The organism is Novosphingobium sp. 9U, from assembly GCF_902506425.1.
GTDB lineage: Bacteria > Pseudomonadota > Alphaproteobacteria > Sphingomonadales > Sphingomonadaceae > Novosphingobium.
The window spans coordinates 636,407-662,669 of the sequence record NZ_LR732469.1 but is presented as its reverse complement, the minus strand read 5'-3'; the positions used below and the strand labels follow the sequence as shown (position 1 = coordinate 662,669).

At 63.2% G+C, this 26,263-nt stretch carries 21 protein-coding genes; 10 read left to right on the top strand and 11 right to left on the bottom strand.

The annotated features are described in order from the left end of the window. Window positions 1–120: 120 nt before the first annotated feature. The 5 genes from GV044_RS02995 to GV044_RS02975 all read left to right on the top strand — a co-directional run bounded on the left by GV044_RS02995 (window position 121) and on the right by GV044_RS02975 (window position 9,491). Window positions 121–1,638, top strand: coding sequence for an ATPase domain-containing protein (locus GV044_RS02995; RefSeq protein ID WP_159865255.1), 1,518 nt, complete (start codon window positions 121–123; stop codon window positions 1,636–1,638). A 1-nt stretch (window position 1,639) separates the two neighbouring features. Then, window positions 1,640–5,020: a PAS domain S-box protein gene (locus GV044_RS02990; RefSeq protein ID WP_159865252.1), complete on the top strand. Its 3,381-nt coding sequence runs from the start codon at window positions 1,640–1,642 to the stop codon at window positions 5,018–5,020. Window positions 5,021–5,338: 318 nt separating this feature from the next. Next, the gene (locus GV044_RS02985) at window positions 5,339–7,771 is read left to right on the top strand and encodes a TonB-dependent siderophore receptor (RefSeq protein ID WP_159865249.1); all 2,433 of its coding nucleotides are present in this window, start codon (window positions 5,339–5,341) and stop codon (window positions 7,769–7,771) included. A 279-nt stretch (window positions 7,772–8,050) separates the two neighbouring features. Continuing rightward, complete coding sequence (locus GV044_RS02980; protein ID WP_159865246.1) at window positions 8,051–8,371, top strand: hypothetical protein; 321 nt, start codon at window positions 8,051–8,053, stop codon at window positions 8,369–8,371. A gap of 289 nt (window positions 8,372–8,660) precedes the next feature. Further along, window positions 8,661–9,491, top strand: coding sequence for a 23S rRNA (adenine(2030)-N(6))-methyltransferase RlmJ (locus GV044_RS02975; protein WP_159865243.1), 831 nt, complete (start codon window positions 8,661–8,663; stop codon window positions 9,489–9,491). Window positions 9,492–9,809: 318 nt separating this feature from the next. Here the strand turns inward: GV044_RS02975 and GV044_RS02970 are convergent, their stop codons facing one another. The 6 genes from GV044_RS02970 to GV044_RS02945 are packed head-to-tail and all read right to left on the bottom strand — an operon-like array spanning window position 9,810 to window position 15,014. Further along, window positions 9,810–10,640, bottom strand: coding sequence for a TauD/TfdA family dioxygenase (locus GV044_RS02970; RefSeq protein WP_159865240.1), 831 nt, complete (start codon window positions 10,638–10,640; stop codon window positions 9,810–9,812). Between the two features lie 30 nt (window positions 10,641–10,670). Next, the gene (locus GV044_RS02965) at window positions 10,671–11,426 is read right to left on the bottom strand and encodes an SDR family NAD(P)-dependent oxidoreductase (protein WP_159865237.1); all 756 of its coding nucleotides are present in this window, start codon (window positions 11,424–11,426) and stop codon (window positions 10,671–10,673) included. Window positions 11,427–11,445: 19 nt separating this feature from the next. Continuing rightward, a complete protein-coding gene (locus GV044_RS02960) occupies window positions 11,446–11,880 on the bottom strand; it encodes a nuclear transport factor 2 family protein (RefSeq protein ID WP_159865234.1) in 435 nt (144 codons plus the stop codon). A gap of 17 nt (window positions 11,881–11,897) precedes the next feature. Continuing rightward, window positions 11,898–12,467 carry a CoxG family protein gene (locus GV044_RS02955; RefSeq protein ID WP_159865231.1) on the bottom strand — a complete coding sequence of 190 codons (570 nt, stop codon included), beginning with the start codon at window positions 12,465–12,467 and terminating at the stop codon, window positions 11,898–11,900. Further along, on the bottom strand, window positions 12,464–14,167 hold the full coding sequence (locus tag GV044_RS02950) for an FAD-binding protein (RefSeq protein ID WP_159865228.1): 1,704 nt from the start codon (window positions 14,165–14,167) through the stop codon (window positions 12,464–12,466). The genes GV044_RS02955 and GV044_RS02950 overlap by 4 nt, the downstream gene beginning before the upstream one ends. Before the next feature lie 34 nt (window positions 14,168–14,201). Then, window positions 14,202–15,014: a TauD/TfdA family dioxygenase gene (locus tag GV044_RS02945; RefSeq protein WP_159865225.1), complete on the bottom strand. Its 813-nt coding sequence runs from the start codon at window positions 15,012–15,014 to the stop codon at window positions 14,202–14,204. Between the two features lie 207 nt (window positions 15,015–15,221). Between GV044_RS02945 and GV044_RS02940 the strand changes: the two genes are divergently transcribed. The 4 genes from GV044_RS02940 (at window position 15,222) to GV044_RS02925 (ending at window position 20,382) form a co-directional block, all read left to right on the top strand. Further along, on the top strand, window positions 15,222–17,075 hold the full coding sequence (locus GV044_RS02940; RefSeq protein WP_159865222.1) for an NAD(P)/FAD-dependent oxidoreductase: 1,854 nt from the start codon (window positions 15,222–15,224) through the stop codon (window positions 17,073–17,075). A 115-nt stretch (window positions 17,076–17,190) separates the two neighbouring features. Beyond that, window positions 17,191–17,835 carry a TetR/AcrR family transcriptional regulator gene (locus GV044_RS02935; protein WP_236554923.1) on the top strand — a complete coding sequence of 215 codons (645 nt, stop codon included), beginning with the start codon at window positions 17,191–17,193 and terminating at the stop codon, window positions 17,833–17,835. 505 nt (window positions 17,836–18,340) lie between these two features. Further along, a complete protein-coding gene (locus GV044_RS02930) occupies window positions 18,341–19,636 on the top strand; it encodes a family 1 glycosylhydrolase (protein WP_159865216.1) in 1,296 nt (431 codons plus the stop codon). Then, window positions 19,636–20,382: an SDR family NAD(P)-dependent oxidoreductase gene (locus tag GV044_RS02925; RefSeq protein ID WP_236554644.1), complete on the top strand. Its 747-nt coding sequence runs from the start codon at window positions 19,636–19,638 to the stop codon at window positions 20,380–20,382. Before GV044_RS02930 ends, GV044_RS02925 begins: the two co-directional genes overlap by 1 nt. Window positions 20,383–20,460: 78 nt before the next feature. Here the strand turns inward: GV044_RS02925 and GV044_RS02920 are convergent, their stop codons facing one another. Continuing rightward, on the bottom strand, window positions 20,461–20,895 hold the full coding sequence (locus tag GV044_RS02920; protein ID WP_159865210.1) for a hypothetical protein: 435 nt from the start codon (window positions 20,893–20,895) through the stop codon (window positions 20,461–20,463). A 223-nt stretch (window positions 20,896–21,118) separates the two neighbouring features. On the opposite strand from GV044_RS02920, the gene GV044_RS02915 reads away from it, so the two are divergent. Next, a complete protein-coding gene (locus GV044_RS02915; RefSeq protein WP_159865207.1) occupies window positions 21,119–21,961 on the top strand; it encodes an MBL fold metallo-hydrolase in 843 nt (280 codons plus the stop codon). A 28-nt stretch (window positions 21,962–21,989) separates the two neighbouring features. On the opposite strand, the gene GV044_RS02910 is transcribed toward GV044_RS02915, so the two are convergent. From GV044_RS02910 to GV044_RS02895, 4 genes are read right to left on the bottom strand one after another with little or no spacing between them, the layout of a single operon-like run. Continuing rightward, on the bottom strand, window positions 21,990–23,840 hold the full coding sequence (locus GV044_RS02910; RefSeq protein WP_159865204.1) for a M61 family metallopeptidase: 1,851 nt from the start codon (window positions 23,838–23,840) through the stop codon (window positions 21,990–21,992). A gap of 9 nt (window positions 23,841–23,849) precedes the next feature. Beyond that, window positions 23,850–24,458 carry a DUF4142 domain-containing protein gene (locus GV044_RS02905; RefSeq protein WP_159865201.1) on the bottom strand — a complete coding sequence of 203 codons (609 nt, stop codon included), beginning with the start codon at window positions 24,456–24,458 and terminating at the stop codon, window positions 23,850–23,852. Between the two features lie 47 nt (window positions 24,459–24,505). Continuing rightward, window positions 24,506–25,045 (bottom strand): hypothetical protein, encoded by a 540-nt coding sequence (locus tag GV044_RS02900; RefSeq protein WP_201298998.1) that lies wholly within the window; start codon window positions 25,043–25,045, stop codon window positions 24,506–24,508. Further along, on the bottom strand, window positions 25,038–26,183 hold the full coding sequence (locus GV044_RS02895; RefSeq protein ID WP_159865198.1) for a zinc-dependent alcohol dehydrogenase: 1,146 nt from the start codon (window positions 26,181–26,183) through the stop codon (window positions 25,038–25,040). The genes GV044_RS02900 and GV044_RS02895 overlap by 8 nt, the downstream gene beginning before the upstream one ends. Window positions 26,184–26,263: the final 80 nt, after the last annotated feature.

Below are 26,263 nucleotides of genomic sequence, written 5' to 3'. Positions count from 1 at the left end.
TCTGATACGCTCCTCGTGCGTTGTTCTGTTTGCCGATGCCTGAAAAGCGACCACTGGCGCGGTTTGGAGGAATCGTGATGGTCGCATCATCAGGCGATCGCCGATAACTGGAGGTCGAGAATGTCGCCGAGCGCTTCAATGCCGTCGTTGGAATCCACCGGCATCCCGGGGTTGGATAACATCCTCAACGGCGGGCTCACACCTGAGCGCATGTACCTGGTCGAAGGGACACCCGGAACAGGCAAGACGACGCTTGGGCTGGGCTTTCTACTCGCAGGGGCGGCGCATAATGAGACGGGCTTATACATCACCCTTGCAGAGACCGAGTTAGAACTGCGCGCCGTCGGCCAGTCGCACGGCTGGTCGCTGGACAGCCTTCGGCTATTCGAGATGGTGCCGCCGGACGGCTTTGCCGACGACCAGGAACAGACCTTACTGCATCCTAGCGAGGTCGAGCTGGGCGAGACCGTTCGCAACATCATGGCCAAAGTGGACGAAGTTCGGCCCAGGCGGGTCGTGCTCGATAGCCTCTCCGAACTACGCTTGCTGGCCCAAAGCCCTGTCCGTTACCGCCGCCAGATCCTGGCATTGAAGCACTTCTTTTCGACGCGCCAGTGCACCGTTCTCATCTTGGACGACAAAGGCGCCACGGGCAGCGATCTGCAGCTCCACAGCATTGCCCACGGCGTCATCTCTCTCGATCAGGACTTGGCAAGCTTCGGCGCGCAGCGGCGCCGCCTCCACGTCGTGAAGATGCGCGGCGTGCCGTTTCGCGGCGGCTATCACGATTTCGAGATTGAGCGGGGTGGCTTGCGCGTGTTTCCTCGGCTCGTTGCGTCCGAGCACGCAGGAGCCGACATCGGCGGTGCGGCCACGACCAACTCAGCGGCGCTCGACGCCTTGCTCGGCGGCGGACTTGTGCCCGGAACGTCGACCTTGCTCACCGGGCCGGCAGGTGTCGGCAAGACCACGGCGTGCGTCCAATGCATGATCGCTGCTCTAAAGCGCGGCGAGAATGCCTCCTATTTCCTGTTCGACGAGCGCCTGCCGACACTTCTGGCGAGAAGCGCTTCACTGGGCATGGATCTGCGGCCTTACTTCGAGAGTGGTCAGCTACAGGTTCGTGCGATAGATCCGGCCGAGATGTCGCCCGGCGAATTCGCTGCTGCGGTGCGGGACGCGGTGGAGAGCCACCATGCAACGGTGGTGGTGGTCGACAGCCTGAATGCCTACTTGCAGTCGATGTCGAACGAGCAGTTCCTTGTGCTCCAGATGCACGAGATGCTCAGCTATCTTGGTCAGAAGGGAGTGATCAGTCTGCTCATCCTTGGCCTGCACGGCGTGACAGGAGATATCCGGTCGGACGTGGATCTGAGCTATCTCTCCGATACCGTCGTTCAGCTGCGCTATTTCGAGGCGAGCGGAGAGGTTCGGCAGGCGATCTCGGTGATCAAGACGCGCACGGCCCGTCACGAACGCACGATCCGTGAGTTTCAGATCGACCGCGGCGGGCTCGTGTTGGGCGAGCCGCTCAACGACTTCCAGGGTGTCCTGACCGGCGTGCCCACGTTCTCGGGTGAGACCAAGACCTTGATGGCAAGCCGCGGCGAGACCGGTTCGGGAGCGCTGCGCAGCTAGCATGAACGATCGCGTCCTGATCCTCGCACCGCGTGGCCGTGACGCCGCGACTGCGGCCGCACTTCTTGCCCGCAACGCGATCGCGTCGCGCATCTGCTCGGATCAGGCGGACCTGGTGGACCGAATGTCGGAGGGGGCCGGTGCCGTGCTCCTGACCGAAGAGGCGCTTGCCGGCAGCGAACCTGCGGCGATCGCGGCATGGGTTGCAGGTCAAGCCACCTGGTCCGACATACCGTTCGTTGTGCTGGCGAACGGATCACGTTCGCCGCGCACGGTAGCTGCGACGCAACGCTTGGCCGAGCTCGGGAACGTCGTGTTGCTCGAACGACCGCTGCACGCCGAGGCGATGCTGGGAGCGGTCCGTTCCTCGCTAAAGGCAAGGGCTCGCCAGTATCAGGTGCGAGATGCCGCGGCGCTAAGTGCGGCGCAGAACCGCATCCTTGAACTCGCCGTTTCGGAAGCCCCCCTCCAGTCGACACTGGAAGCTCTCGTCCTGGAGGTCGAGGAGCTTTCGCAGTCGGGAGTGATCGCATCGATCCTACTGCTGGACGAAAGCGGTTTTCGCCTGCGCCATGGCGCTGGTCCGAGCTTGCCGGCTGCTTACAGCGAGGAAATCGACGGGTTGGAGGTAGGGTCAGGCCAGGGCTCTTGCGGCACTGCCGTCCACCGCAACGAGCCTGTCCTTGTCGCTGACATCGCCACCGATCCGCTATGGGCCGACTATCGCGAGCTGGCGCTGCAGCATGGCCTTAGAGCCTGCCGGTCGCTCCCCGTCACATCGGTGCGTGGCGAGGTGCTTGGCACATTCGCGATGTACTACCGGGAACCACGCGAGCCTGCCTCCGCAGACCTCGCAATCGTCGACTTCGTCGTTCGCACCGCCGGTATCCTCATCTCGCGAGCGCGGATGGAGAGCAACTTGCGCGAAAGCGAGGCGCGCTACCGCCAGATCGTGGAAGGCGCGGAGGACTTCGCGATCGTCACCCTGGACGAGGCGGGGAACATCAGCGGCTGGAGCAGCGGAGCTGAACGGCTCGCAGGTTATCCGGCGAAGGAAGCATTGGGCCGCCCCGGAGCGCTGATCTTCACGGCGGAGGACAGGCTCGCTCTTGTTCCCGAGCGCGAGATGCATGACGCGGCCACCAAAGGTCGCGCCACGAACGAGCGATGGCACGTGCGCAAGGATGGAAGCCGCTTCTGGGGTTCCGGGCTGACGATGCCCTTGGCCGAAGGGAACGGCGGATACGTCAAGATCTTCAGAGACCGCACTGCCGAGCATGAAGCCGAAGCGGCATTGCGGGAGAGCGAGTCTCGTCTACGCTTCTTCGGTGCCTTGGAGGAGCGGCTCATCGCCGCGCCAGACGCGTCGGCTGCGATGCAAGCCGCAGCGCAGATACTTGGAGACAAGCTGGAAGTCTCTCGTTGCGCCTATGCCGACGTCGATGTCGACAACGACCGTTTCTGGATCCGGAACGATTACAGCGCGCCCGGCATAGCAAGCTCGGCGGGCACTTACAGCCTCGCTCTGTTCGGTCCACGCGCGGTCGACGATATGCTGCATGGGCAAACACTCGTGGTGCGTGACGTGAGCGCGGAGCTCCAGCCCGGCGAGGGGCGCGAGATGTTCCAGGCGATCGGTATCGAGGCCATCATCTGCTGTCCGCTGGTGAAGGAAGGGCGGCTCGCGGCCATGATGGCGGTTCACCATCATCAGGCCCGGGATTGGACGCCGGGTGAGATATCCCTTGTCAGGGAAGTGGTCGAACGGTGCTGGGCTCACGTCGAGCATGTCGGCGCCGAGGCCCGCCTGCGCGAGAGCGAAGAACGCTTGCGGCTGGCCGTGGAGAACGCGGAAATCGGCTTTTGGGATGTCGATGTCATCAATGACCGGCTTGTCTGGCCCGCGCAAACCAAAGCGATGTTCGGGATCTCCGCCGACGTGCCGGTGAGCATGGACGACTTCTACAACGGTTTGCATCCTGAAGATCGCGAGGCGACCACCGCAGCCTACCTCGCCGCTGCCGACCCGGACAAACGCGCGCTCTACGATGTGGACTATCGGACGATCGGCAAGGAAGACGGCGTCGTCCGCTGGGTCGCAGCCAAAGGACGCGGCGTTTTCGATGCGTCCGGCCGCTGTCTTCGCGTCGCCGGCACCGCCCTTGAGATCACGGCACGCAAAGGCGCCGAGGAAGCCCTGCGCGAACTCAACGCGACGCTCGAAGCTCGCATTGCCGAGGCGATCGCCGAGCGCGAGCAAGCACACGACGCGCTTCGGCAAAGCCAGAAGATGGAAGCGATGGGGCAGCTCACCGGCGGTGTCGCACACGACTTCAACAATCTGCTGACGCCGATTGTCGGCTCGCTCGACATGTTGCAGCGAAAAGGCGTGGGCGGCGAGCGCGAACAGCGCCTGATCGCCGGAGCAGCGCAATCGGCCGAGCGCGCGAGGATCCTGGTGCAGCGCCTCCTTGCCTTCGCGCGCAGGCAACCGCTACGGTCGGTCGCGGTCGATGTAGCCAAGCTGGTCTCAGGCATGGGCGAACTCATTGCGAGCACCACCGGACCTCAGATCTCAGTTGCCGTCGAAGCGGACGATGATTTAATGCCCGCAAAGGCAGATCCCAATCAGCTCGAGATGGCTTTGCTGAACCTGTCCGTGAACGCTCGGGACGCCATGCCCAATGGCGGCAGTCTGCGCATTTCTGCAGCGTCCGAGAGGATAGCGGCTGGTCATAGGTCGGGTGCCAGGCCTGGATCGTACGTCCGTATCTCCGTGGCGGACACCGGCAGCGGCATGGACGAGGCGACACTCGGACGAGCGGTGGAACCGTTCTTTTCGACCAAGGGCATTGGCAAGGGCACTGGCCTGGGTCTATCCTCGGTTCACGGGCTCGTGTCCCAGCTTGGTGGCGCCATGGCAATCGAGAGCCGCCTTGGCCAAGGTACGCAAGTGGACATGTGGCTGCCCATCAGTTTGGCCGCTCCTGAAAAGCCGGCGAATGGCAGGCGTCACGATGAGGGGGGCGAGCACCGAGGTGTGGCGCTCCTGGTCGACGACGAAGACTTGGTACGGATGAGCACGGCCGACATGCTGAACGACTTGGGCTATGCGGTGGTGGAGGCGAAGTCGGCCGAGGAGGCAGTCAGGGTTCTTGATGAAGGACAAGCGATTGACGTGGTCGTTACCGATCACCTCATGCCCGGGATGACCGGAACGGAGCTTGCGCGTCATGTCGCGCAAGGCAACGCGAACTTGCCCGTCTTGCTGGTGTCAGGGTATGCCGAGCTCGAAGGCGTCGACGCCGACTTACCGCGACTGACCAAGCCGTTCCGCAAGGATGAGCTCGCAGATATGCTGCTGGCTATGCAAATGGTCTGATTTGCGCTTGGCCTTGCTTCGGTAGAACGACGGGTTCGCTCCAGATCGGCCTCTCATGCGCCGGATACGTGGCTTTGAGCGGTGATCGACGCGCGGAAGTAAGTGTCGGAAGTTCGCGAGCCAAGAGCGCGATCGGAACAGCCGGAACCTGGTCACGCTGGAAGAGGGAAGGCCCGCGAGGCAAGCGCTGACAACGCGGCCGGTTAGTGTTGCAGCTCAGCATCGGTCCCGCGGAATGTTGCTGCCCGCATATGGAAGAGGTATGTCTACAAGCGCAGTTGTGTATTGGAGCTCCACACTCTTGAATACGGAGAATTCATGAACACGCGCACTGCAGCCCTGATTGCCTGCTCGCTCACCGCTATGCTGGCACCCGGCCTTGCCTCGGCGCAGGATGCGCGCGCGACGATCGCTTCCGATGCCGATCTAGGCGCGACGGGCGAGGACATCATCGTAACCGGCACTCGTGTCGCCGGCCGCCAGCGGCTGGACACTGCCTCGCCGGTAGACGTGCTCTCGGCTGCCGCCTTGCGGTCGCAGGGCACCAGCGAGCTGGGGCAGGCGCTTTCCAACGTAACGCCCTCCATCGATTTTCCGCGCTCGGCGGCGGTTGACGGCACTGATTCAATCCGCCCAGCCACGCTGCGCGGCCTTTCCCCCGACCAGACGCTGGTGCTGATCAACGGCATCCGCGGCCATGCGTCGGCGCTGCTCAACACCAACGGCTCGGTCGGCCGCGGCTCGGCGGCGTTCGACCTCAACACCGTTCCCACCGTTGCACTCGACCGTGTCGAAGTGCTGCGTGACGGCGCATCCGCGCAGTACGGCTCGGACGCGATCGCCGGTGTCATCAACTTGCGCCTGCGTGAAGCGCGCTCCGGCGGCGGCGCCTCGGCAAGCTATGGCCAATATGAGACCAGTGTCGACACCGCGCGCCAGAGCCGCGACCGCCACGACGGCAAGACTTACAACGCCTCAGTCTGGCAGGGCTTCGGCCTCGGCGAGAACGGCTTCCTGACAATCTCGGGCGATTACCTGAAGCGCGGATATACCAGCCGCGGCGACCTCGATCGTCGGGTGACGCCCAACGACGTGACCAGCCGCTTCGGCGATCCCGAAGTCGAGCAGTACACCGTCTTCGCCAACTTCGGCGCACCGGTGAACGACGTGTGGTCGGTCTACGGCTACGCTGGCTATCAGAACCGCGACAGCACCGGCGCGGCCTTCCCGCGCCTAGCCACCAACGCCAACAACGTCGCCGCGATCTACCCCACCGGCTTCCTGCCCAAGATCAACGTGAAGTCCGATGATATCAACTCCGCGCTCGGCATCCGAGGTGAACTGAGCACTTGGAATGTCGACCTCAGCGTCTCCTACGGCCGCAACGAACTGACGCTGCACACTCGCAACTCGATCAACTCGACTTATGGCGCTGCCTCGCCGACCGACTTCTATGACGGCAAGCTGATCTACGACCAGATCGTCGGCGGCCTGGATGTCAGCAAGAAGTTCGACTTTGCCGAGGGCAACTCGCTGAACGTCGCCTGGGGTGTGGAGTATCGCAACGAGGGCTTCGAGATCCGCGAAGGACAGGTTGAGAGCTACGCGCGCGGTCCGCTCGGCGCTACCACCACGCTGGGTAGCGGCGCGCAAGGTTTCCAGGGATTCTCGCCCGCTAACGCGCTCAGCCGCCATCGTGACAACGTGAGCGGCTACATTGACCTGGAGGCACAGCTTGGCAAGCTGCTGCTCGGCTTGGCGGCGCGCGGCGAAAGCTATTCCGACTTTGGCGAGACAGGTACCGGCAAGTTCTCAGCCCGCTATGACCTGACGGACAGCTTCGCACTGCGCGGTACGGTCTCGACCGGCTTCCGTGCACCTTCGCTGCAGCAGCAGTATTACACGCTGACGCAGCCGCAGGTTACCAACGTGAACGGCGCGGCCGCGATCGTCGATACCGGCACCTTTCCGTCCACCAGCCCGGTCGCGACCGCGCTGGGCGGCAAGGCGCTCGATGCCGAGAAGTCGTTCAACCTGTCGGGCGGCTTCGTCTTCCGCTCGGGCGGGTTCGATCTCACGGTGGATGCCTATCGCATCAAGCTGCGCGACCAGCTCGCGTTGTCGGATAACCTCGGCACCGGCGTGAACGCCAGCCCCGCGATCACAGCACTGCTGCGGCCGTTCAACGTGAGCGCAGCGCGCTTCTTCGTGAACGGCATCCGCTCGACCACCAAGGGTATCGACCTCGTCGCCCACTATCGCGTGGCGACAGATGCGGCCGGCAACTTCGACTTCACCGTGGCGGGCAACCTCAACGACGTGAAGCTCACCCGCGTGCCCACCGGCACCGGCACGATCACGGTGCCCGCGCTGTTCGGCCAGCAGCGCATCGTCAGCATCGAGGACGGCACTCCGGGCGAGAAGCTGACCGGCCAGGTCGACTGGAACAAGTCCGGCTTCGGCGGCCTGGTGCGCGCGACGTACTACGGCAGCGTCACCCAGCCGGCCTCCAGCCTGGTCGACTACGTCGAGACCGGCAAGCACGTCATCGTCGATGCCGAGCTGCGTGCGCCATTGTTCGGCAAGTCCAACGTCGCGATTGGCGTCAACAACCTGTTCGACGTCTATCCCGATCGCGTGCCGGACACCAACGTGATCAACTACAACAATGGCGGCACCGCGTTCCCGTACTACTCGCCTTTCGGCTTCAACGGTCGCTTCCTTTATGCGCGCGTGAACCTGGCTTGGTGATGCAGGGGCCCGGGCCACGGCACAGCCTTGTGCCGCTTCTCGGGCCCTTCGCGATGTTCGTTTGCCTGTGCTGTGCACCAGTCATGGCATCGATCATCTCACAAGTTCGACAGAACGGCCCTTCACTGAGCGCTGTTGCCTCAGCCTTTGCGATGGTGGCGTTCGCCGTGCCGACTGGCTTTTTCCGCAGGAAGGGCAACCGCCCCGACCGTTTGTGGCCGTCGACAACGTGTCGACAGCTTCTGTGCTTTGGTGGAGATAGCATGCTAGAGCCGCCCGATGTCGAAATCCCAGAGCAAGAGCGGCACCGTCGATGTCGATGGCGCGCTATACGATTGGCACCTCCAAAGTGAACCGCACCATTCGGATGACGAAGGTTGGAAAGGAATGACGATTGCCCTACTCCAGCGTGATGCCAAGCGCGAAGCAAGGGTACAGTTTCCGCCACCTAAGCGGCTTTTGAAGGGCTTGCCGCCAGGTCGTCTTCAACTCGATGACGCCACGATTTCGCGGTGCGTGCGCGCCGCTATGTCAGCCGGTTGGGAGCCGATGTCCCGAGGCAAGCCAGTGGTGTTCACAGTCGATGCCGAAGGCAATTAAAGAGGTCGACGCGGAGGAGAGCCAAAGTCCACCAGGCTGCCTCCGCGCAATCGAAGGCGCGCAACATGCGCTTCGCGATTACATCAGTCGGTTCCGGCTCATCGAGGATCAGAGATTGCTACACGACCGGATCCGTGCGTCTCCGCCTCTAGTGTCGACCGTCACCGGGTGGCTTGAGTCCCTGCACCGATGTGCGTTGAAGGTTTTTGGCCGGCTGTGAACCAGCAGTCATGCTGCAAGCGCGTCCAACAGCACGTATGACGGCACGCCGTCGGATCCTTGAGTCACCATGAACTATCGACATTCATTTCATGCCGGCAACAGCGCCGATGTCGTGAAGCACAGCCTGCTGATCGCGCTTGTGCGGGCCTTGCAGCAGAAACAAGGCGCGCTGACCCTGATCGACACACACGCCGGCTGCGGGATCTACGATCTTGGCGGCGAGGAAGCACGACGTACTGGCGAGGCCGTGCAAGGCGTGCTGCGTGCCTTTACGGACACGAACCCCTTGCTGAACGACTATCGCGCCACCGTAGAAGCGGTCAATGTCGGGCGCGAGCCGCACCTTTATCCCGGCTCGCCGCGAATCCTTGCACAGCTTCTGCGCCCGCAAGACTTCCTGATCCTCAACGAGAAGCATCCCGAGGACGCCAGTGCCCTGCGCCGCGCGATGCGTAATACATCCGCTGCCGTTCATGAGCGCGATGCCTATGAGCTTTGGCTGGCGATGCTACCGCCCCGCACTGCACGTGGCGTGGTAGTGGTCGATCCGCCGTACGAGCAGACCGATGAACGCGCCCGCATCACTGCCACCCTCGCTGCCGCGTGTCGCAAATGGGCGCATGGTGTGACGGTGATCTGGTACCCGCTGAAGGATCGGGGCACGCATACGCGGTGGAAGGAGCAATTGCGCAAGCTCGGCATTCCGAAGATGCTGTCGGTGGAGCACTGGTTGTACGATAGCGATCAGCCCGGCATCTATAACGGCGCCGGCCTCTATATCGTCAATCCGCCCTACGCTTTCACCCAAGCGTTGCCGCCGCTGTTGGAAGCCCTGCGGTGCGCGCTGGCGCCGGAAGGGCATAGGGGCGCGATCACATGCGATTGGCTAGGCGCTTGAAGTAAGCCCTCATCCCCTGTTCCCCTCAATAAGGACACGCTTCACTTCAGGCAGCGACCACAACATCTCGCAGAACTGCTCGTCATCCAAGGCTGGCAGGTGCTCCTGAACGTTCATGGCATGGTCGGCGCCGGTGCAATGCGGAGGTCATGAACGCAATGGATGTCTGGAAGGTAGCGAAGCGTGCATCAGGCCTCATGTGGCACGAAACAGCTCACCAAGCCAGTCTTAGGAGACGCCCATGATCTTGCTGAGCTTAACGCCGGGACACATGTAACCTGTCCGTTGCTCACCTATGCTTCCCTCGCGAGACGACGCTTAATGGACGGCTTCTACCCCGGCGATGGTCGTGCGGTGCATCATGCGCCCTGAGTCCTGCGCGTAGGGAACGACCCGGTGCAGCGCCGAGGTGTTGTCCCAGACCACGCAGTCACCGTCCTGCCAGTTGTGGCGGTAAGTAAACGCCGGCTGCACCGTCCACTCGAGCAGGCGCGCCAGGATCGCCCGGCTCTCAGCCTTGCTCTTGCCGATGATCAGGTCCGCGGTCGAGCCCAGGACCATCGACGTCGTGCCATCGGCACGCCTCCAGACGAGGGGATGCTCGTGGCGCAAGGTGCGTCGCACGGGATCGACTTCCTCCTCGCTCAGTATTTCGCGCAAGGAAGCTGTGACCGTGTGCAGCACGCGCAGGTCCTGCAGCTCTGCCTTCTCCTCTTCGGAAAGCGCGGCGTACGCGGCCTTGGTGCTTGCGAATTCGGTCTGGCCGCCGGTGGGTGACAGGCGTCGGGCGCTGAGGACCGTGGCCTTGGGCGGAGTGAGATCGACCGTCAGGCCGTCCATGTGCCAGAAGAACGTGCCGAGCACGTATTCCTTCTCGATCTTGGCGCCTTCGTTGAGCGTCACTTCATAGACCTCGTCGGAGTTCTCGCGGCCGGCGATGCTCGCGGCGATGTTGACGCGGCTACCCAACGCGTCGGTGAGGGCGAGCTGCTCGTCGTTCGTGAAGTTGACCTGCGGGAACGCCAATACGGTGTGCTGCTCGAGCAGTTCGAGCAGGTCCTGGGCGACTTGCGGGTCGCCGATCTGATCGCGGCTCAGTTCGACACGCGCACCGATAGTCGGCTTCAAGACTTCGTAGTTCAGTTTCATCGCGCAACTCCCGATATTGTCTCGTCTGGTTCAGGCGATGATCCGGCCGCCGTTCACACCGATCACCTGACCCGTCACGAAGCCAGCCTCATCGGATGCGAGCCAGGCAACGGCACCGGCGATATCCTCAGGTTGACCTTCGCGGCAGATCGGCCCGCTGGCGGCGAGCGCCTCCCGGCTCATCGGCTGCTTGGAGTTGGCGAACGAATGCTCGGACATGATCGTGCCGGTGATGAAGCGCGGCGGGATCACGTTCGCGGTGACACCCGAAGGACCGAACTCAACCGCCAGCGTACGCGTGAGCGCGATCATGCCGCCTTTCGACGAAGCATAATGCGCCATACGTGGCGCGCCGGTCTGAGCTGCGGATGAGGCGATGTTGATGACGCGGCCCCATGATGCCTCGATCATGTCAGGAAGCGCTTCCTGGGTGACGATGAAGGTCCCGGTCAGATTGACGCGGTGCACTGTCTCCCACTGCTCCTCCGTCATTTCGAGGAACGGTACGTAGCCGGTGATCGCCGCATTGTTGACGATGATGGACACCGGCCCGAACGCCTCGCGCAGCTGTGCCAGCGCTGCCTTCACTTGCGCGCGGTCCGAGATGTCGGCTCCCAGCGCGATGGCCTGGCCACCGTCGGCCGCGATGGTTGCCACCGCGTCGGCGCAGCGCTCCGCATCAAGGTCGAGAACTCCAACAGCGACACCGTCGCGGGCAAGGCGCCGAGCGCACGCTGCGCCGATACCCGCAGCCGCGCCGGTCACGAGCGCTACTTTCCTGGTCATGATTCGTCTCTCGCCCAGCTTAAATCGCGTCAATTTCGTGACGCTGGTCCTCGACGCTGGCGAGCAGCGGCAGGATCCGATCGTCGGCAAGGATGGTGCAGTAGTACTCGTTCACGTTCTTGATCAGGCCGTTCTCGATCGTGAACGCCATGCAATACTGGTTGCAGTAGTCCGCGCCGTTGGCGAGGACCGCATTGCCTTCGAACTCCACGACGACCCGGTTGTCCTCGGCCGTGACGGTCTTGAAGTCGGGGCGCAGGCCGGTCGGAACCGTTTCCTTGAACAGAGCGGTGGTAGCGACGATGAGTTCGTACGGTCGCGGACCCGAAAGCTTGCCGAACCCCTTGGCGATGGTCATCGCATCGGGCGCCAAGCAGGTCTTGGCGGTCTCGGCATCTCCGTCGCTGAACGCCTTAATGAACTTGATGACGACAGCCTTGTTTTCTTCGCTCATGGCAGCCTCTTCCCTTTTTATTTAGATGCGCCGGCCGCCCGGCCGAACAGCGTGCGAACAAACGCGATTATCCGCGCCACAAGTCCCGACGGCGGCGTGGTCGGCTCGGCACCGCGAGGCTCTGCCGATGCGGCCGCGACGGGTGGGTTCGCTTGCTCGATCTCGGCCTTGAACTGCTCGGCAAAGCCGCGCGCGAACTTGGGCAGGAGGGGGCGGCCCATAGCTTCCCACATCGGCGCCATCGGTCCGGTACCTTCGACCCGCACGGCAAGCGCGATCTCGGTCTCCGTGGGGCTCAGTCTGCGAGCACGGTAGGTGCCGCCGCCCTTCACGGGGTCGCCTTCCAGCTTGTACGTGAAGTCGACCTCTTCAGGCCCGGCCCAGCGATCGACGCTGACCGCCACCTTGACGACCCGCACGAGTGCGCCGGCACCGACCTTCAAGGTCCAGCGCGAGTTGTCATCGTCGATGACGTCGCAGTCCTGCAGGCCCGGCATCAGTTGAGCCCAGGCTCTGATATCCCGCGCGAAAGCCCAGACCGTCTCGATCGGTGCCTCGATGACGACCTTCTGTTCGGTGTCGATCACGCTGGCACCGGCTCGCTGGCGAGCTTGCGGTCAAGCAGGTCGCTCGGCTTGCCTGCCGCGTGGCGCCCTGCGAGGTATCCGTGCGTCATGCCCCGAGCGTTGGAGATGCCGCTCTGCATCACCGCACCGGTATCGAGCCGCGCCATCGAGTTGCCGGCCACGTAGAGGCCTTCGATCGGCTTGTCGTTCCAGCCGATCACGCGGCAGTGGTTGTCTGCGAGCAGGCCGGTGCCGGTGATGCCGCCGCCGCCCATCCGTTTGAGCTCGATGGCGTAGTACGGTCCCTGTTCGAGCGTGCCGAGATTGGGATTGGGCTTGTGGTTGAGGTCACCGGTCATGGCCGCGCCCCAGGGATACGTGCCACGTTTGAAGTCGGGGTCCTCGCCCGCTGCAGCAAAGCCGTTGAAGCGCTCGACGGTTTCGGTCAGCCCCTGCGGATCGACGCCGATCTTGCTGGCAAGCTCGGCGAGTGTCTCGCCTTTGACAGCGAGTCCTTCAGGTAGCTCGTCGCCAGGCATGAAGGAGCCGAACGGGTATTTGGTGCGTGCTTGACTGTCGATGACAGCCCAGCAGGGATAGTTCGGGTGGGTCTGCGTTGCGCCGTCTACCGCATCCACCGCATAGTAGACGGAGCGGTAAAAGGCCTCATTGGCGAAGCGCTTGCCCGCTCGATTGACGACGATCGTGTGCGGCAGGCCGAGGAACGGCAGCGAGCCGCGCCACAGTGCCGAACCATTGTCGTGCTCCTCACCGGGCATGTGGATGCCCAAGTTCGCCGGATCGGGCACGCGGGCGATCCGGGCACCGACCGGGCCCGCAAGGCGGAAGTGCGCACCATCGACGGTGCTCATCACCATCGAAACGGGCTCGAGCACGTTGCTCAGGGTCTTGGCGAGTTCAGGGTTCCGCTCGTAGCCGCTGACGGCGATAACGACACCGCGCTCAGCCTTGATGAACAGGTCTTTGCCCTCGCGCACCGCGCGAACGCCGATGATCCGCTCGCCATCGCCGATGAGTTCCTCCGCGCTCGTTCCCGTGAGGAGCGGGATGCCCCGGTCGAGCGCGCCCTTGACGAAGTAAGCTGCAAGGCCCGGCCCCAAGCAGCGCAGATCCTTGCTGATGCGGTCCGCAAGCAGTTCGTAGTCCCAGCCCAGCATGTTGGCGAGGCCGCCGCCGCGGAAGATGTCGTGGTGGGTGAAGCCGGCGGGCAGGTGCGGCGTGAGCCGGGTCTTGTGCTGCCACTCGCCCAGTGTCTCGGCCGGGAACGGCTCCACCTCCAGGTAGCGCCCTTCGGCCACACTGTCGTTGTTGTGCGGGTAGTAATAATCCGGGAAGTTGCGCGTGACGTCCATTTTCAGGCCGATGGCGTCTTCGAAGTATTTCAGCGCGACCGGCCCGTGGATAGACTGGTTCAGCATGGCGCGCTCGTCGCCGTAACCCATCGACAGCGACTTGACGTAACGATAGCCGCTCTCCGGCGAGTCCTCGATCCCGAGCTCGCGCTCGTGATGGTTGCCGGGGATCCACACCTCGCCCATTGAATAAGCGGTCACGCCGCCGACTTCGTCCGAGCGCTCCAGGACGACGGCCTTGAGGCCATGGTCCTGCGCAGTAATGGCCGCTGCCAGGCCTCCGCCGCCTGACCCGATGGCCACCAGATCGACTTCAAGGTCCCACTTCTCGGGCAGGTTCCGGATCATCGCTCTTATCCTCTCACATTCTTTTTCTTGTGCTTTAAGCGAAGGCTTCCTCGCCCAGCAGTGTCGTGCGGTGCATCATCCGCCCGCTGTCCATCGGGTACGGCTCGACGCGGTGCAGAACGCCGGTGTTGTCCCAGATCAGCAGGTCTCCCGGAGTCCACTCATGTACGTAGACGAAGCGCGGCTGCGTCGTCCATGCAATGAGATCCTCGATCAGTTCCTCGCCTTCCTGTCGGTCCATTTCGGCAATGTGCGAGGCGTGGCAACCGATCACCAGGGATTTGCGTCCATTGGCGTGAGGCCAGACGAGCTTGTGCGTACGATCGGGCGCCATGTGCCAGCGAGCGCGATCTTCGTCGGTCGCCTCGACGCCGGCGCGCGTCATGGACATGCCGAGGCTGTGAACCGCATGCAGGTTCTCGATCTTGCGCTTCATCTCCTCGCGCAGCGCTTCGTACGCAGCGTAGGAATTGGCGAACATGGTCTGCCCGCCTTCCTGCGACAGCTTGCGGCCGCTCAGCAGGGAGGCGAAGACCGGCACCTGATCGTGCGTGCCATCCATGTGCCACAGGAACGAACCCTTGAGGTACTCAGCGCCCGCGTTCTCACGCTTGTCCAACGTGACCTTGAAGACGCCGTCCTTACCTTCATCGCGGATGTTGCCCATGTTTCCGGCGAGCTGGACCTGTTGCTCGTCGGTCAGGTTGGCGCCGCGGAATACCAGCACGCCTCGCTGCACGAGCAGGCGGCGGAGCTCCTTTCCGGTCTCAGGCGCCAAGAGCGTCGCAAGGTCCACCCGAACTTCCGAGCCGGTCACCGGAGTCAGATCGATCACTTCCAAGGCCATGATTGCTCCACGCCATTATTGATACCGCATGGAAGCATTGCGTGAAGCATGGCAGCACTGTCAATGTAAAAAGCGGTAGGCGTCGGGAGCGGTCTTCGCCGGCGCTATACCCGCACACATCCATGCACATAAGCCGGGCTTGACACGTATGAAGTGCGGTGACAGCGCAAACGTTCAAGCGTGTATGATTAGCATCGGGAGAGTGCGATGACCTGCCAGCCCACCAACGTGCCGCCCGTCGAGGAACTCGATGTCTCCGCGATCCGCGAGCGCTACAAGCAGGAGCGTCTAAGGCGGCTGCGCCCCGAGGGCGGCAACCAGTATGTCCGCACCGAAACCGGCTTTGCCGAGGCTTACGAAGCCGATCCGCACACGCCGATGACGGCGCGCGAGCCGATCAGTGAAGATCTCGACGTTGCCATCCTGGGTGGCGGCTTTTCGGGCATCATGGCCGGCGTTCACTTGCGCAATGCGGGCGTCAACACTTTCCGTCACATCGAGCATGCCGGTGATTTCGGCGGTGTCTGGTACTGGAACCGCTATCCCGGCATCCAGTGCGACAACGACGCTTACTGTTACCTTCCGTTGTTGGAAGAGACGGGGTGGATGCCGTCCAAGAAGTTCGCGGACGGCTATGAAATCCAAGGGCATTGCGTCCGAATCGCCACGCAGTACGGCTTGTACGAGAACGCCCTGTTCCACACTCTGGTGCGCTCGCTGAAGTGGGACGAGGCGATCCAGCGCTGGCACATCGAAACCAATCGCGGCGACGATATCCGAGCGCGCTTCGTGATCATGTGCGGCGGCCCGCTCAACAAGCCCAAGCTTCCCGGCATTCCGGGAATTCGTGACTTCAAGGGCAAGCTGTTCCACACCGCCCGCTGGGACTACGACTACACCGGCGGCGAGTGGCGGGACCCGGTGCTCAGCAAGCTTGCCGACAAGCGCGTGGCGATCGTCGGCACCGGCGCTACGGCGATCCAGGCCATTCCGTATCTCGCCAAGTACGCCAAGCAGGTCTACGTGATCCAGCGCACACCCTCGAGCGTAGACGAGCGGCCCAATCCGCCCACCGATCCGGACTGGGCGGCCTCGCTCCAGCCGGGCTGGCAGTACGAGCGGCAGAAGAACTTCCACGACGGCGCGGTGTTCGGGCTCAAGCCGGGCCAAGCCGACCAGATCTGCGACATCTGGACCGAGATCAACCGCAACATGGCCGCGGAGAGTGAGCAGATCGGCTGGCCGCAGAGCCCGGAGGAGTACGCCGAGCGGCGCGCGGCGATGGACGTGCGCGTGATGGAGCGCATGCGCCGCCGCGTCGAAAGCATCGTGCAGGACGAGCAGACCGCCGAGGCTCTGAAGCCGTGGTTCATGTTCAACTGCAAGCGCCCGCTCTCGAACGACCACTATTACCCAGCGTTCAACCAGCCCAACGTCAAGTTGATCGACGTGTCGAACACGCGCGGCGTCGAGCGCATGACGCAGAACGGCTTCGTGCACGAAGGCACCGAGTACGAGATCGACTGCCTGGTCTGCGCCAGCGGTTTCGAAGTGACCAGCGATTTGGAAAAGCGGTGGGGCATCCGCACGATCGAGGGGCGCGACGGGCTCTCGCTCTACGATTACTGGTCGGACGGATACCGCACGCTGCACGGCACGATGGCCAGCAACTTCCCCAATCAGTTCTTCACCGGCTATGTCCAGGGCGGCTTCTTCGCCACCACGACGCACCAGTTCAGCCGCCAGGGCTTCCACATCGCCTACATCATCAAAACCGCGTTGGACCGCGGGCATACGTCCGTGGAACCGAGCCTGGAAGCACAAGACGATTGGGTGAAGCTCCTGCGCGAAACGGCGATCGACGTGTCGTACCTGCAGCGCGAGTGCCCGCCGAGCTACTTCAACAACGACGGCGATACGTCCAAGAACCGCTGGTACCTGGGAGAGTCATACGGCCCCGGTTGGGACGCGTTCGAAGAGCTGGTCGGCTCCTGGCGTGAAGGCGAGATTCTGGCGGGCATGATCGTGCGCGATCCCGAGGCAGTTGGATCCACTGCCTGACGGCGCCCGGCCTCGTCGTGAGTTTACGGCATGGATGGTCGCCGAAACCAGCGCAGCCAGCTAAGCGGATGTTTCCTTCAGGACGGTAGCAAGTGGAACGGCTGATTTGGCGAGTGTGACAGAGCTGGAAGTGGAGGGTTCCGGGCGCCGGTCTCGCGGCCGGCCGCCGACGGAGAGTGTCCCGCTCATCGAAGAGGAACTGCTCGAGGTCGCTCTGCAGGAGTTCCTCCAGCATGGCTATGGCGGAGCCTCGATCTCGAGGATCGTCAAGGTCGCGCGGATATCGAAGACCACGCTGTACTCTCGCTACCGATCCAAGGACGAGTTGTTCCGCGCGATCATGCGCCAGCAGGTCGAACGTCTCTCCGTTATCGCGACGCTAACCGGCTCGGCGCCGCTCAATCTCGAAGCGGGCCTGAAGGCCTATGCCAATCGCACGCTGGCCATCAGTCTGAGTGGCGACCTCATGGCGGTCAATCGCCTCATCTACTCCGAAGCTCATCGCTTCCCGGAGCTGGGGCTGGCGGCGGCGGAACGCACGCAAGTAGGCATCGCTCAGGTGGCGTGGTTCATCAAGCAATGCAGCGCCGCGTCCGGGCTGGGTAGCAACGACTGCCACACGGCCGCCGAAGCCTTCATCCTGCTGCTGCGCGGCTGGTATGTGAACGCGATGCTCTCGAGCCGCGAGATTTCTGGGGAAGAGCGCGAGAGCTGGGTGGAGCGCGTCGTCCCGGTATTCATCGCGGGATGCTGCCGGTAGAATTGCGGCTTCGCGTCGTACCTGCAGCGCAGTAACGTGGCCTGAGCTTCGCTAGCCGTTGTTGCACTCGGTGGAGCCGGACGATCAAGGCTCCTAAAAGCATGAGCACGAGCAGCTGCAATCGACCATGCCGGGCGGCAGCATCCTGCACATGGTTCTCGGCGGCGCTGCCATCGAAGCCGTCTGGCCGTCCGCATCTTCATGTTGGGCATGCTGAACCTGTTCGGTAAACCGCCAACATTGCCGCAGGTAGATGGTGCGAAGGCATCTTCTGCATCGGAGCGCGACATCCGCATGCCAGCGCGCTCGTCAGTGCAAAGGATGCCTCAATGCCGGCGCTATCCAGTGCAATCGAGCACTTCGCTCATGGGTTGACTTGGCCTCGACCAGGCCACGACGGTAATGGCTCAAGAGCAATGCACCGATGAATATCGAACTTAGGCGGGCTCCAGATGCGTACGGCTGCGTTTAGCTGGGCAGAAGGAGATTCCTCATTACCACCTTCATGTTCGCCACCGGCATCGAGAACTCCGTGCCGACCATCGATGGCGGTCGCACCCGCGTCGATGAGATGGAGAGCTGCGGCCATTACCAGCGCTGGAAAGAGGACTTCGCCCTCGTCCAGGAAATGGGCATCGGGTACCTGCGGTTCGGCCCACCGATCCACAAGACCTGGCTTGGCCCGGACAAGTACGACTGGGAGTTTTCCGACCTTGCCTTTGCCGAGCTGAAACGGCGCAATATCGTACCGATCGTCGACTTGTGCCACTTCGGCGTGCCGGACTGGATCGGCAACTTCCAGAACCCCGACTTCTCCGAGCGGTTCTGCCACTACGCGCTCGCCTTTGCAGAGCGCTTTCCGTGGGTGCAACTCTATACCCCGGTCAACGAGATGTACATCTGCGCAACCTTCTCAGCGCGATATGGATGGTGGAACGAACAGCTTAGCAGCGACCTCGCGTTCGTCACCGCGCTCAAGCACATCGTCAAGGCCAACGTGCTGGCGATGCAAGCAATCCTCAAGGTCCGGCCGGATGCGATCTTCGTGCAGAGCGAGTCTTCCGAATACTTCCACGCCGACAGCCCCGCGGCGATCCGCCCGGCCGAGGTGATGAACTCGCAGCGGTTCCTCTCGCTCGACCTCAACTATGGCCGACGGGTCGACTCAGAAATGTACGAGTACTTGCTCGACAACGGCATGTCCCGAGATGAGTACCATTTCTTCCTGCAGAACCGCATGAAGCAGCACTGCATCATGGGGAACGACTACTACGTCACCAACGAGCACCGCGTTTCGGCGGACGGGTCGACACGTGCCTCGGGCGAGATTTTCGGCTATAGCGAGATCACCCGGCAGTATCACGACCGCTATCGCCTCCCGGTCATGCATACCGAGACCAACCTCAACCAGGGCCCTGCCGGCAGCGAAGCGGTCGACTGGCTCTGGAAGGAATGGGCCAACGTCTTGCGCGTGCGTAATGATGGCGTGCCGGTTGTCGGCTTCACCTGGTACTCGCTGACGGACCAGGTCGATTGGGACAGTGCGCTGCGCGAGAAGAACGGTAACGTCAATCCGCTCGGCCTCTACGATCTGGATCGCAAGATCCGCCCGGTCGGCGAGGCCTACAAGAAGCTCATCAGCGAGTGGCGCGACGTGCTGCCGACGCAGAGCCTGTGTTTGACGGTGCCGGTCGTCCTGCCCGACGAAGTCAGCGAGCAGCACGCCAGACGCCAGATGCAACGCGCCGCCAGCATGATCAAGGCGAGACCGACGGCGCCTGCAGTTCAGGAGAATGGATGATGGAACGCCGCTTCGTAGGTAAAGTCGCCATCGTCACGGGTGCCGCCGGAGGGATCGGCGCTGCCATCGCCGCTCGGCTGCACGCTGAAAGCGCAAGCGTCATTATAGCCGATCTCAAGGGCGATGCCGCCAAGGCGACGGCCGACAAGCTCGTGGCCGATGCCGGCGGGCTGGCGATCGGCGTGGCTTGCGATGTTGGCGCGGAAGAGCAGGTCGAAGCTACGGTGCGTACGGCGCTCGACAGGTTCGGCCGGCTCGATGTGGTGGTCAACAACGCCGGGCTGATGACCTTCAAGACCTTGGCGGAGTTCACCGGCGAGGACTGGCTGAAGGTGCTGCGTGTCGATTTGCTTGGTGCGGCGTTCTTTACGCGTCAGGCCTTCCTGCATTGCGGCGACAAGGGCGGCGCCATCGTCAACATCGCCAGCGTCCATGCGATCGAGACAAGCGCCAACGCCGCTCCCTATTCGGCGGCAAAGGCGGCGTTGCTATCGCTGACGCGCACAAGCTCGATCGAAGGGCGAGATGTCAGGATCCGTGCCAACGCGGTGCTGCCCGGCGCGATCGACACGCCGATGCTTTGGGACAACCCCAACGTGAAATCAGGCGCCGAGACGATCGACAAGCGCGATGTCGGCACGCCCGAGGACATCGCCGCGGCCGTGGCGTTCCTTGCCAGTGACGATGCGAAGTTCATCACCGGTACTTCGCTCGCGGTTGATGGTGGACGGCTTGCGAAGCTTTGAGCCGCAGCGCGCTCCGGATCGCTTGGTGTATAGGTGATGCCCTTTGTCCATCACGGTCTTTGATCACATCGGCACATCTCACTGCCGCTCGTAGACGAGGGCGACTACGTCGCTCGGCCTTGTTACCAGCCAACTCACCTCGTTGAACGACTTCAGATCTGCCGCGAGCGTGTTCCTGCCCTGGACGAAAGGCTTGCCATCCTTGAAGAAGGTCCAATCATAGCTGGTTGGCGAGGTGGCCTTGACCGCCAGCGATGCGCCTTGCCGGTTTCCGGGACCCACGTCCGCTGCCCGCTTACCGTCTAAGTGAGTGATAATGATGCTTTGCTGCTCGACAGAGACCATCTTCATGGCTCCGTCTCCTGCGTCGCTATAGATCAGCGTCTCCGGCTTCTCGCTCGCATCGTTCGGCCGGAGCTTCCAGGTGCCGAACCAAAGATTGCTCTGCGCCTGTGCCGATCCGGCAAGCAGGAGAATGGCCAGACAGACGGCAGCAACGGCTGGCTTGATCATCACCTATCCTTCTTGAGCATGGGCCGCCCCGAGGATGCAGGCAGATCGCGGCTGAGGCAACAAAGCGGAACAGCGCTCAGCCGCACTACTTGCCATGTCGCGCTCCGAGCTGGCCTTATCCGGGGCGATCACCCTTGGCTATTCTTCGCCCAATGACGAAAAAGTATCATCCGAACCCGTCTGCACTGCGTTCGACATAGGGTAGCGTCACGGAAGGACCATCATGCGCATCCACTATCTCAAGTGCGGGACGGACTGTCCGCTTGGCGGGCCGCTGTTCGACGGCTTCAGCCATGGCCCCTTGGCGACAATCCCGTGTACCGCGCAGCTGATCGAGACCGATCAGGGATTGGTTCTCATCGATACCGGCTATGGAACTGCCGACGTGCGCCACCCCCATCCGCGCCTCAGCCGCTTCTTCCACGCACTGCTCAACATCCGCTTCCGGATCGAGGACACGGCGCGCTACCAGGTCGAGCAACTCGGCTTCTCGCCACGGGACGTGCGCCACATCGTGCTCACGCACCTGGACTTCGACCATGCCGGTGGGATCGAGGACTTCCCCGAGGCCCGCGTACACGTCATGGAGCGCGAACGCGACGCCGCCGAGCGCAAGCGGCAGGGCTTCATCGCACGCCGGCGCTATCGCCCGGACCAGTGGGACGAGGTACGCGACTGGCGGACGTATGGGCACGCCGGTGAGACGTGGTTCGGCTTCGAAGCGGTGCGTCAGTTGGAAGGTCTGCCGCCCGAGATCCTGATGGTGCCACTGCCCGGTCATACCTTCGGCCACGCCGGCATCGCAGTCGATGCGGGTCAGGGCTGGGTGCTCAATGCGGGCGATGCCTACTTCTACCGCGGCGAAATGGACCTGAAACACACGCGCTGCACGCCCGGTTTGCGCGCTTACCAGAGGCTGATGGAAGTCGATCGCGTGCAACGTCTCGGCAACCAAGAGCGCCTGAGAGACCTCAAGCGTCGACACGGGACCGAGCTGACCATCTTCTGCTCGCACGACCAGGTCGAACTGGAAGCGCTGCAACGGGCTGCTGCGGGAACCACATGAGCCCGATCAGCTACCGCGCGGGTGCTTGCTAACGCGGCATCAGGATCCGATCGAGGCGCGGTGGCTGGTCGGGGAGGGGCTGCAATGCCGGGTAGCGGTGGCCTTCGGTATAGTCGAACTCAACCTCGCGCTGGCGATGGCCGTCTTGCACCAGGCATTGGACCCGCTCGCCCTCGCGGCTTCTCGAGACTGCCCTGTCCAGGCTCTCGACGCTGAAAGTCTGGCCGTTCACGCCGAGCAGCTGCGAGCCGGACGTCAGCGCTTGCTCGAAGGCCGGACTGTCCCAGCGCACCTCCCCCAAGGCTCCGTCGCCGGAGACGGTGAGCCCAAGCGAGAAGATGAAGCTCGTCACTCCTGTCAGCTGCTCGCGGGCGCGCCATAGGGCGGTGGGTGTGTCGCGATATACCAACTGATACCCGCCGCGTTCGATTCCCGCGAGCGGAGCCTCGCCGCGGGTGTTCTCGAGCATGTCGATGAAGAAGCTGGACCAATCGTATTCGGCGATGCTGTTGAGAGTGCGAACAACGTCATCGAACAGGTACGTCTCGGTATAGCCGCCCCTCGGCTCATCGGCGCCGAAGAAGGCTCGTGCGAAATCATCGAGCGAACGACAGTCGCCGCTCAACTCGCGTATTCGCGTGTCGACGTCCAGCCAGATGAGCGCGCCCTCGGTGTAGTAGTCTTCGCTGCGCTGCCAGCTGGGCCAGGGCAGCGGGCTGCGCGCCGCGATGATCGGATCTCGCGTCGTGTCGCTCATCGGCCGCCATCGTGAGCCGGCCTGCATGTCGTGCGTCGCCGCTGTGTCCGCCAGGGCTGCCAGGGCATGTTCAGCCGACCACAAGCCCGAGCGCGCCGAGAGCACGCGATCCCAGTACTGCGTCTGGCCCTCGTAGACCCACATCAGGCTGTTGCGGATAGGCTGGTAGAAGCAGGGCGCCCAGGAGTCCGCGCCCCGCCGGTGCTTGCCGTTCCAACCGTGAATATACTCGTGCGGAAAGCTGTCCCGCCGGGGAAAGGTGTTCTCCCAATCGGCAAAGTAGCCCGGCACGCTGGCGATCTCGCATGAGCGATGGTGCTCGACGCCGATGCTGCCGATCTCATCGCTCAGCGCCAGCAGCACTTCGAAGCGGTCGAAGGGGCGCGGGCCGAACAACAAGTCCGCTTGCTCGACCACGCCGCGGTGGGCCGCGATCTGTTCGTCACTGGCATCGAGGTGCTCGGATTCTTCGGCAAAGACATTGAGCGTGACCGTATCGTCCAACGCTATCCGCTTCGCATGAAGCCCGCCCATCATCGGCGAGTCCACGAATTCGTCCAGGCCAACCCGGCGGAACGATACGCTGCTGCCTTCCTGTGTCTCGACCGGCAGCGCGGTGGCGAAACTCCAGCCGTCCGGCAGAGTGACGCTCGCTTCGACCTCAATCCCGCGCGAGAAGTACCCGGCGGGATAGAGGACCACTGCGTTCCAGGCGAGGTTCAGCAGCCTCTGGCTGACGACGACGCGTCCCTGCACGCTACTGGTCGGCGTGACGTACTGGAACGAGGCCTCGATCGCATCCACGCCGTCGGGAACGTGAACGTGGAAGGCATGCACCTCGGTCGGATGGCGCACCCAGTGCAGGCGTTCGCCGTTCGCTTCGAACACCAGCCCGGCAAGCAGCTCGATCGGTGCTTGTGGCGAGTGGTAGCCCGGCAGCCACTTGGGATACATGAGTGTCAGCACGCCGGCTTGTCGTACGGGGATCGTCTCTTGAACCCGGAATATCCGGCGCAGCACGTCGGTAGCGTCGACATGGAGCCGCAGAGCCGCGCCGTAGGACTCGTCTTTGGGTTCGGGGATGGGCAGCGGCTGGGAGAGAGGCTGAGGCGCCTTGATCATGGTAATGCCTTAGCGTGCGCCGCCCGCGAGGCTGGCCTGAAGCTGTTTCACCATGTCGGCATGATGCTGGATCTTGGGCGTGACCGTCTGTGCAAAGGATTTTACCGCACTCACCGTGCCCTTGTCCGCATAATCCGCGTGCAGCAGCAGTGCTTCCTGATGGGCCCGAGCTTGCTGGTCGAGGTAGGCCTTGTCGAAGGCCGCGCCCGATACCGCATTCAGCTGGTCGAGCATGGCCTTGTGCGGCGCATCGACTTGCGTCGGGAGAGCGCGGCCGACTTCCTGCAGCGATGCCAGCGTCTTGAGCTGAGCAGTGGTCGCGGTGTGATCGGCGATCATCTGCTTGGCGAATGCCTTTACTTCAGCCGATTGCGCCTTCTTCAGCGCGAGCTGACTGGACTGTATTTCGAAGAGGTCGCCGATGGCGGCCTGCGACACGTAGATGTTCGTGTTGTCGGAAGGCTGCGCTTCGGCTTGCGCGACGCCGGGATCGTCGACCGTGCCGGCCTTGTCGACGGCGCCTTCGCTCTGCAGGTCTTGCGCATTGGATCCGTTGTCATGCGTGCCGCAAGCCGACAGTGCGAGGACGGCTGCAGCGAGATAGAGAGTTCTGGGCATAGGGGCTCCTGTCGACTGATGGATCGCGCTAAAAGGCGAGAGCAGGGCTACGGTCGGGGGTGACGGGCCGCCTTGATCGCGACATAGCCCAGGGCCGCGCCAGCGCCGGCAACGGCGATCTTGCGCGCGAACCCCCGCTTGTTGAACGACAGCTCTGCCTTGATCCCCATCTCGCCCGGAATGTTGGGGAGGCGCGCATGCGCCAGATCTTCGACCAGCCCCTCGACCACGTTCACGCGATCGGCGCCCAGCAGGAGCAGCCAGTGCATCCAGTTCGACTCGCTCCAGCGGAATGCAGCGCGGCGCATCATCCCGCTGAACCCCGTTGGCGGCACCGATGTGCCCACAACCGCAGGTTGGCGGATGTGCTCGATCGATTGCAGGATCTCGACTTGCGGCTGCTGTACCGTGGGCCGGTCCCAGTTCTTGGTCAGCCCGTGATCGGCGCGCTGGTCGCGGATCGGGTACGTAGGGTCGTTGCGCGGGTCCGCGTCTACGCCCCAGCCGGGGATCGTCGAGGTGTCGACAAGGTGCGGGCTCTGGGTCTTCACCGGCAAGTCCATCGTTCGCTCCTGTTCGTCAGCCATGGGGCACCAGCACCGGCTTGATGCAGCCGTCCAGCTTGGCCGCGAAGATGTGGTAGGCGTCGGCGATCTCGCGCAGGGGAACCTTGTGCGTGATCAGCGCCTTGGGATTGATGTGGCCGACGCGCACGTGCTCGATCAGGCGCGGTAGCAGTCGCTTCACCGAAGCCTGGTTGGCGCGGATGGTGATGCCTTTGTTCACGACATTGCCGATCGGAATCATGTTGCCGGTCGGTCCGTAGACGCCGACGATCGAGACGATCCCGCCCTTCTTCACCGAGTTGATCGCCCAGTGCAGCGCGGTGGCCGAGCCGGCTTCCAGCTTGAGCTTGCTGCCCATCAGCCATTGCAGGAAGTTGCCTTGCGCATCGCCGCCGACGGCATCGATCACCACGTCTGCGCCAAGGCCATCGGTGGTCTTCTTCATGAAGACGACCACGTCGTCGACTTCCTTGAAGTTGTAGACTTCGGCCGGAGCGTAAGTCTTGACGAACTCCAGGCGATAGTCGTGCATGTCGAACACGATCACGCGGCCGGCGCCAAACAGCCACGCGCAGCGTGCGGCCATGATGCCGACAGGTCCGGCGCCGAAGATGACGACGGTGTCGCCCTTCTGGATGCCTCCCATCTCGGCGGCCTGATACCCGGTCGGCACGACGTCGGTGAGCAACACGGCGTCGTCCGGATCCATCCACTCGGGGATCACGGTTGGGCCTACATCGGCGTAGGGCACGCGCACGTACTCGGCTTGCCCTCCGTCATATCCGCCTGCCGTATGCGAGTATCCGAAGATGCCGCCCACAGCGGTCGCCTGCGGGTTGGACTCGTGGCAATTTCCGAACAGGCCCTGCTGGCAGAAGTGGCACTTCCCGCACGCGATGTTGAATGGGACCAGCACGTGATCACCGACCTTGAGGTTCTGAACTTCGGAACCGACCTCTTCCACGATGCCGCAGAACTCGTGACCGAACGTCGTGCCCACGCGCGTGTCGGGAACCATGCCGTGGTAAAGATGCAGGTCCGAGCCGCAAATGCACGAGCGCGTCACCCGCACGATCGCGTCGCCCGGATGCTGGATGCGCGGCATCGGTTTCTCGGAAAGTCGGACGCGGTAAGGGCCGCGGTAATCCATCGCCAACATGCGCGTCTCCATTACTGCCGGTTCGGCGAGGCCGCTTTCGTCCTCGCGGGATCAATCAGGTGATTACTGAGCGATGCGCC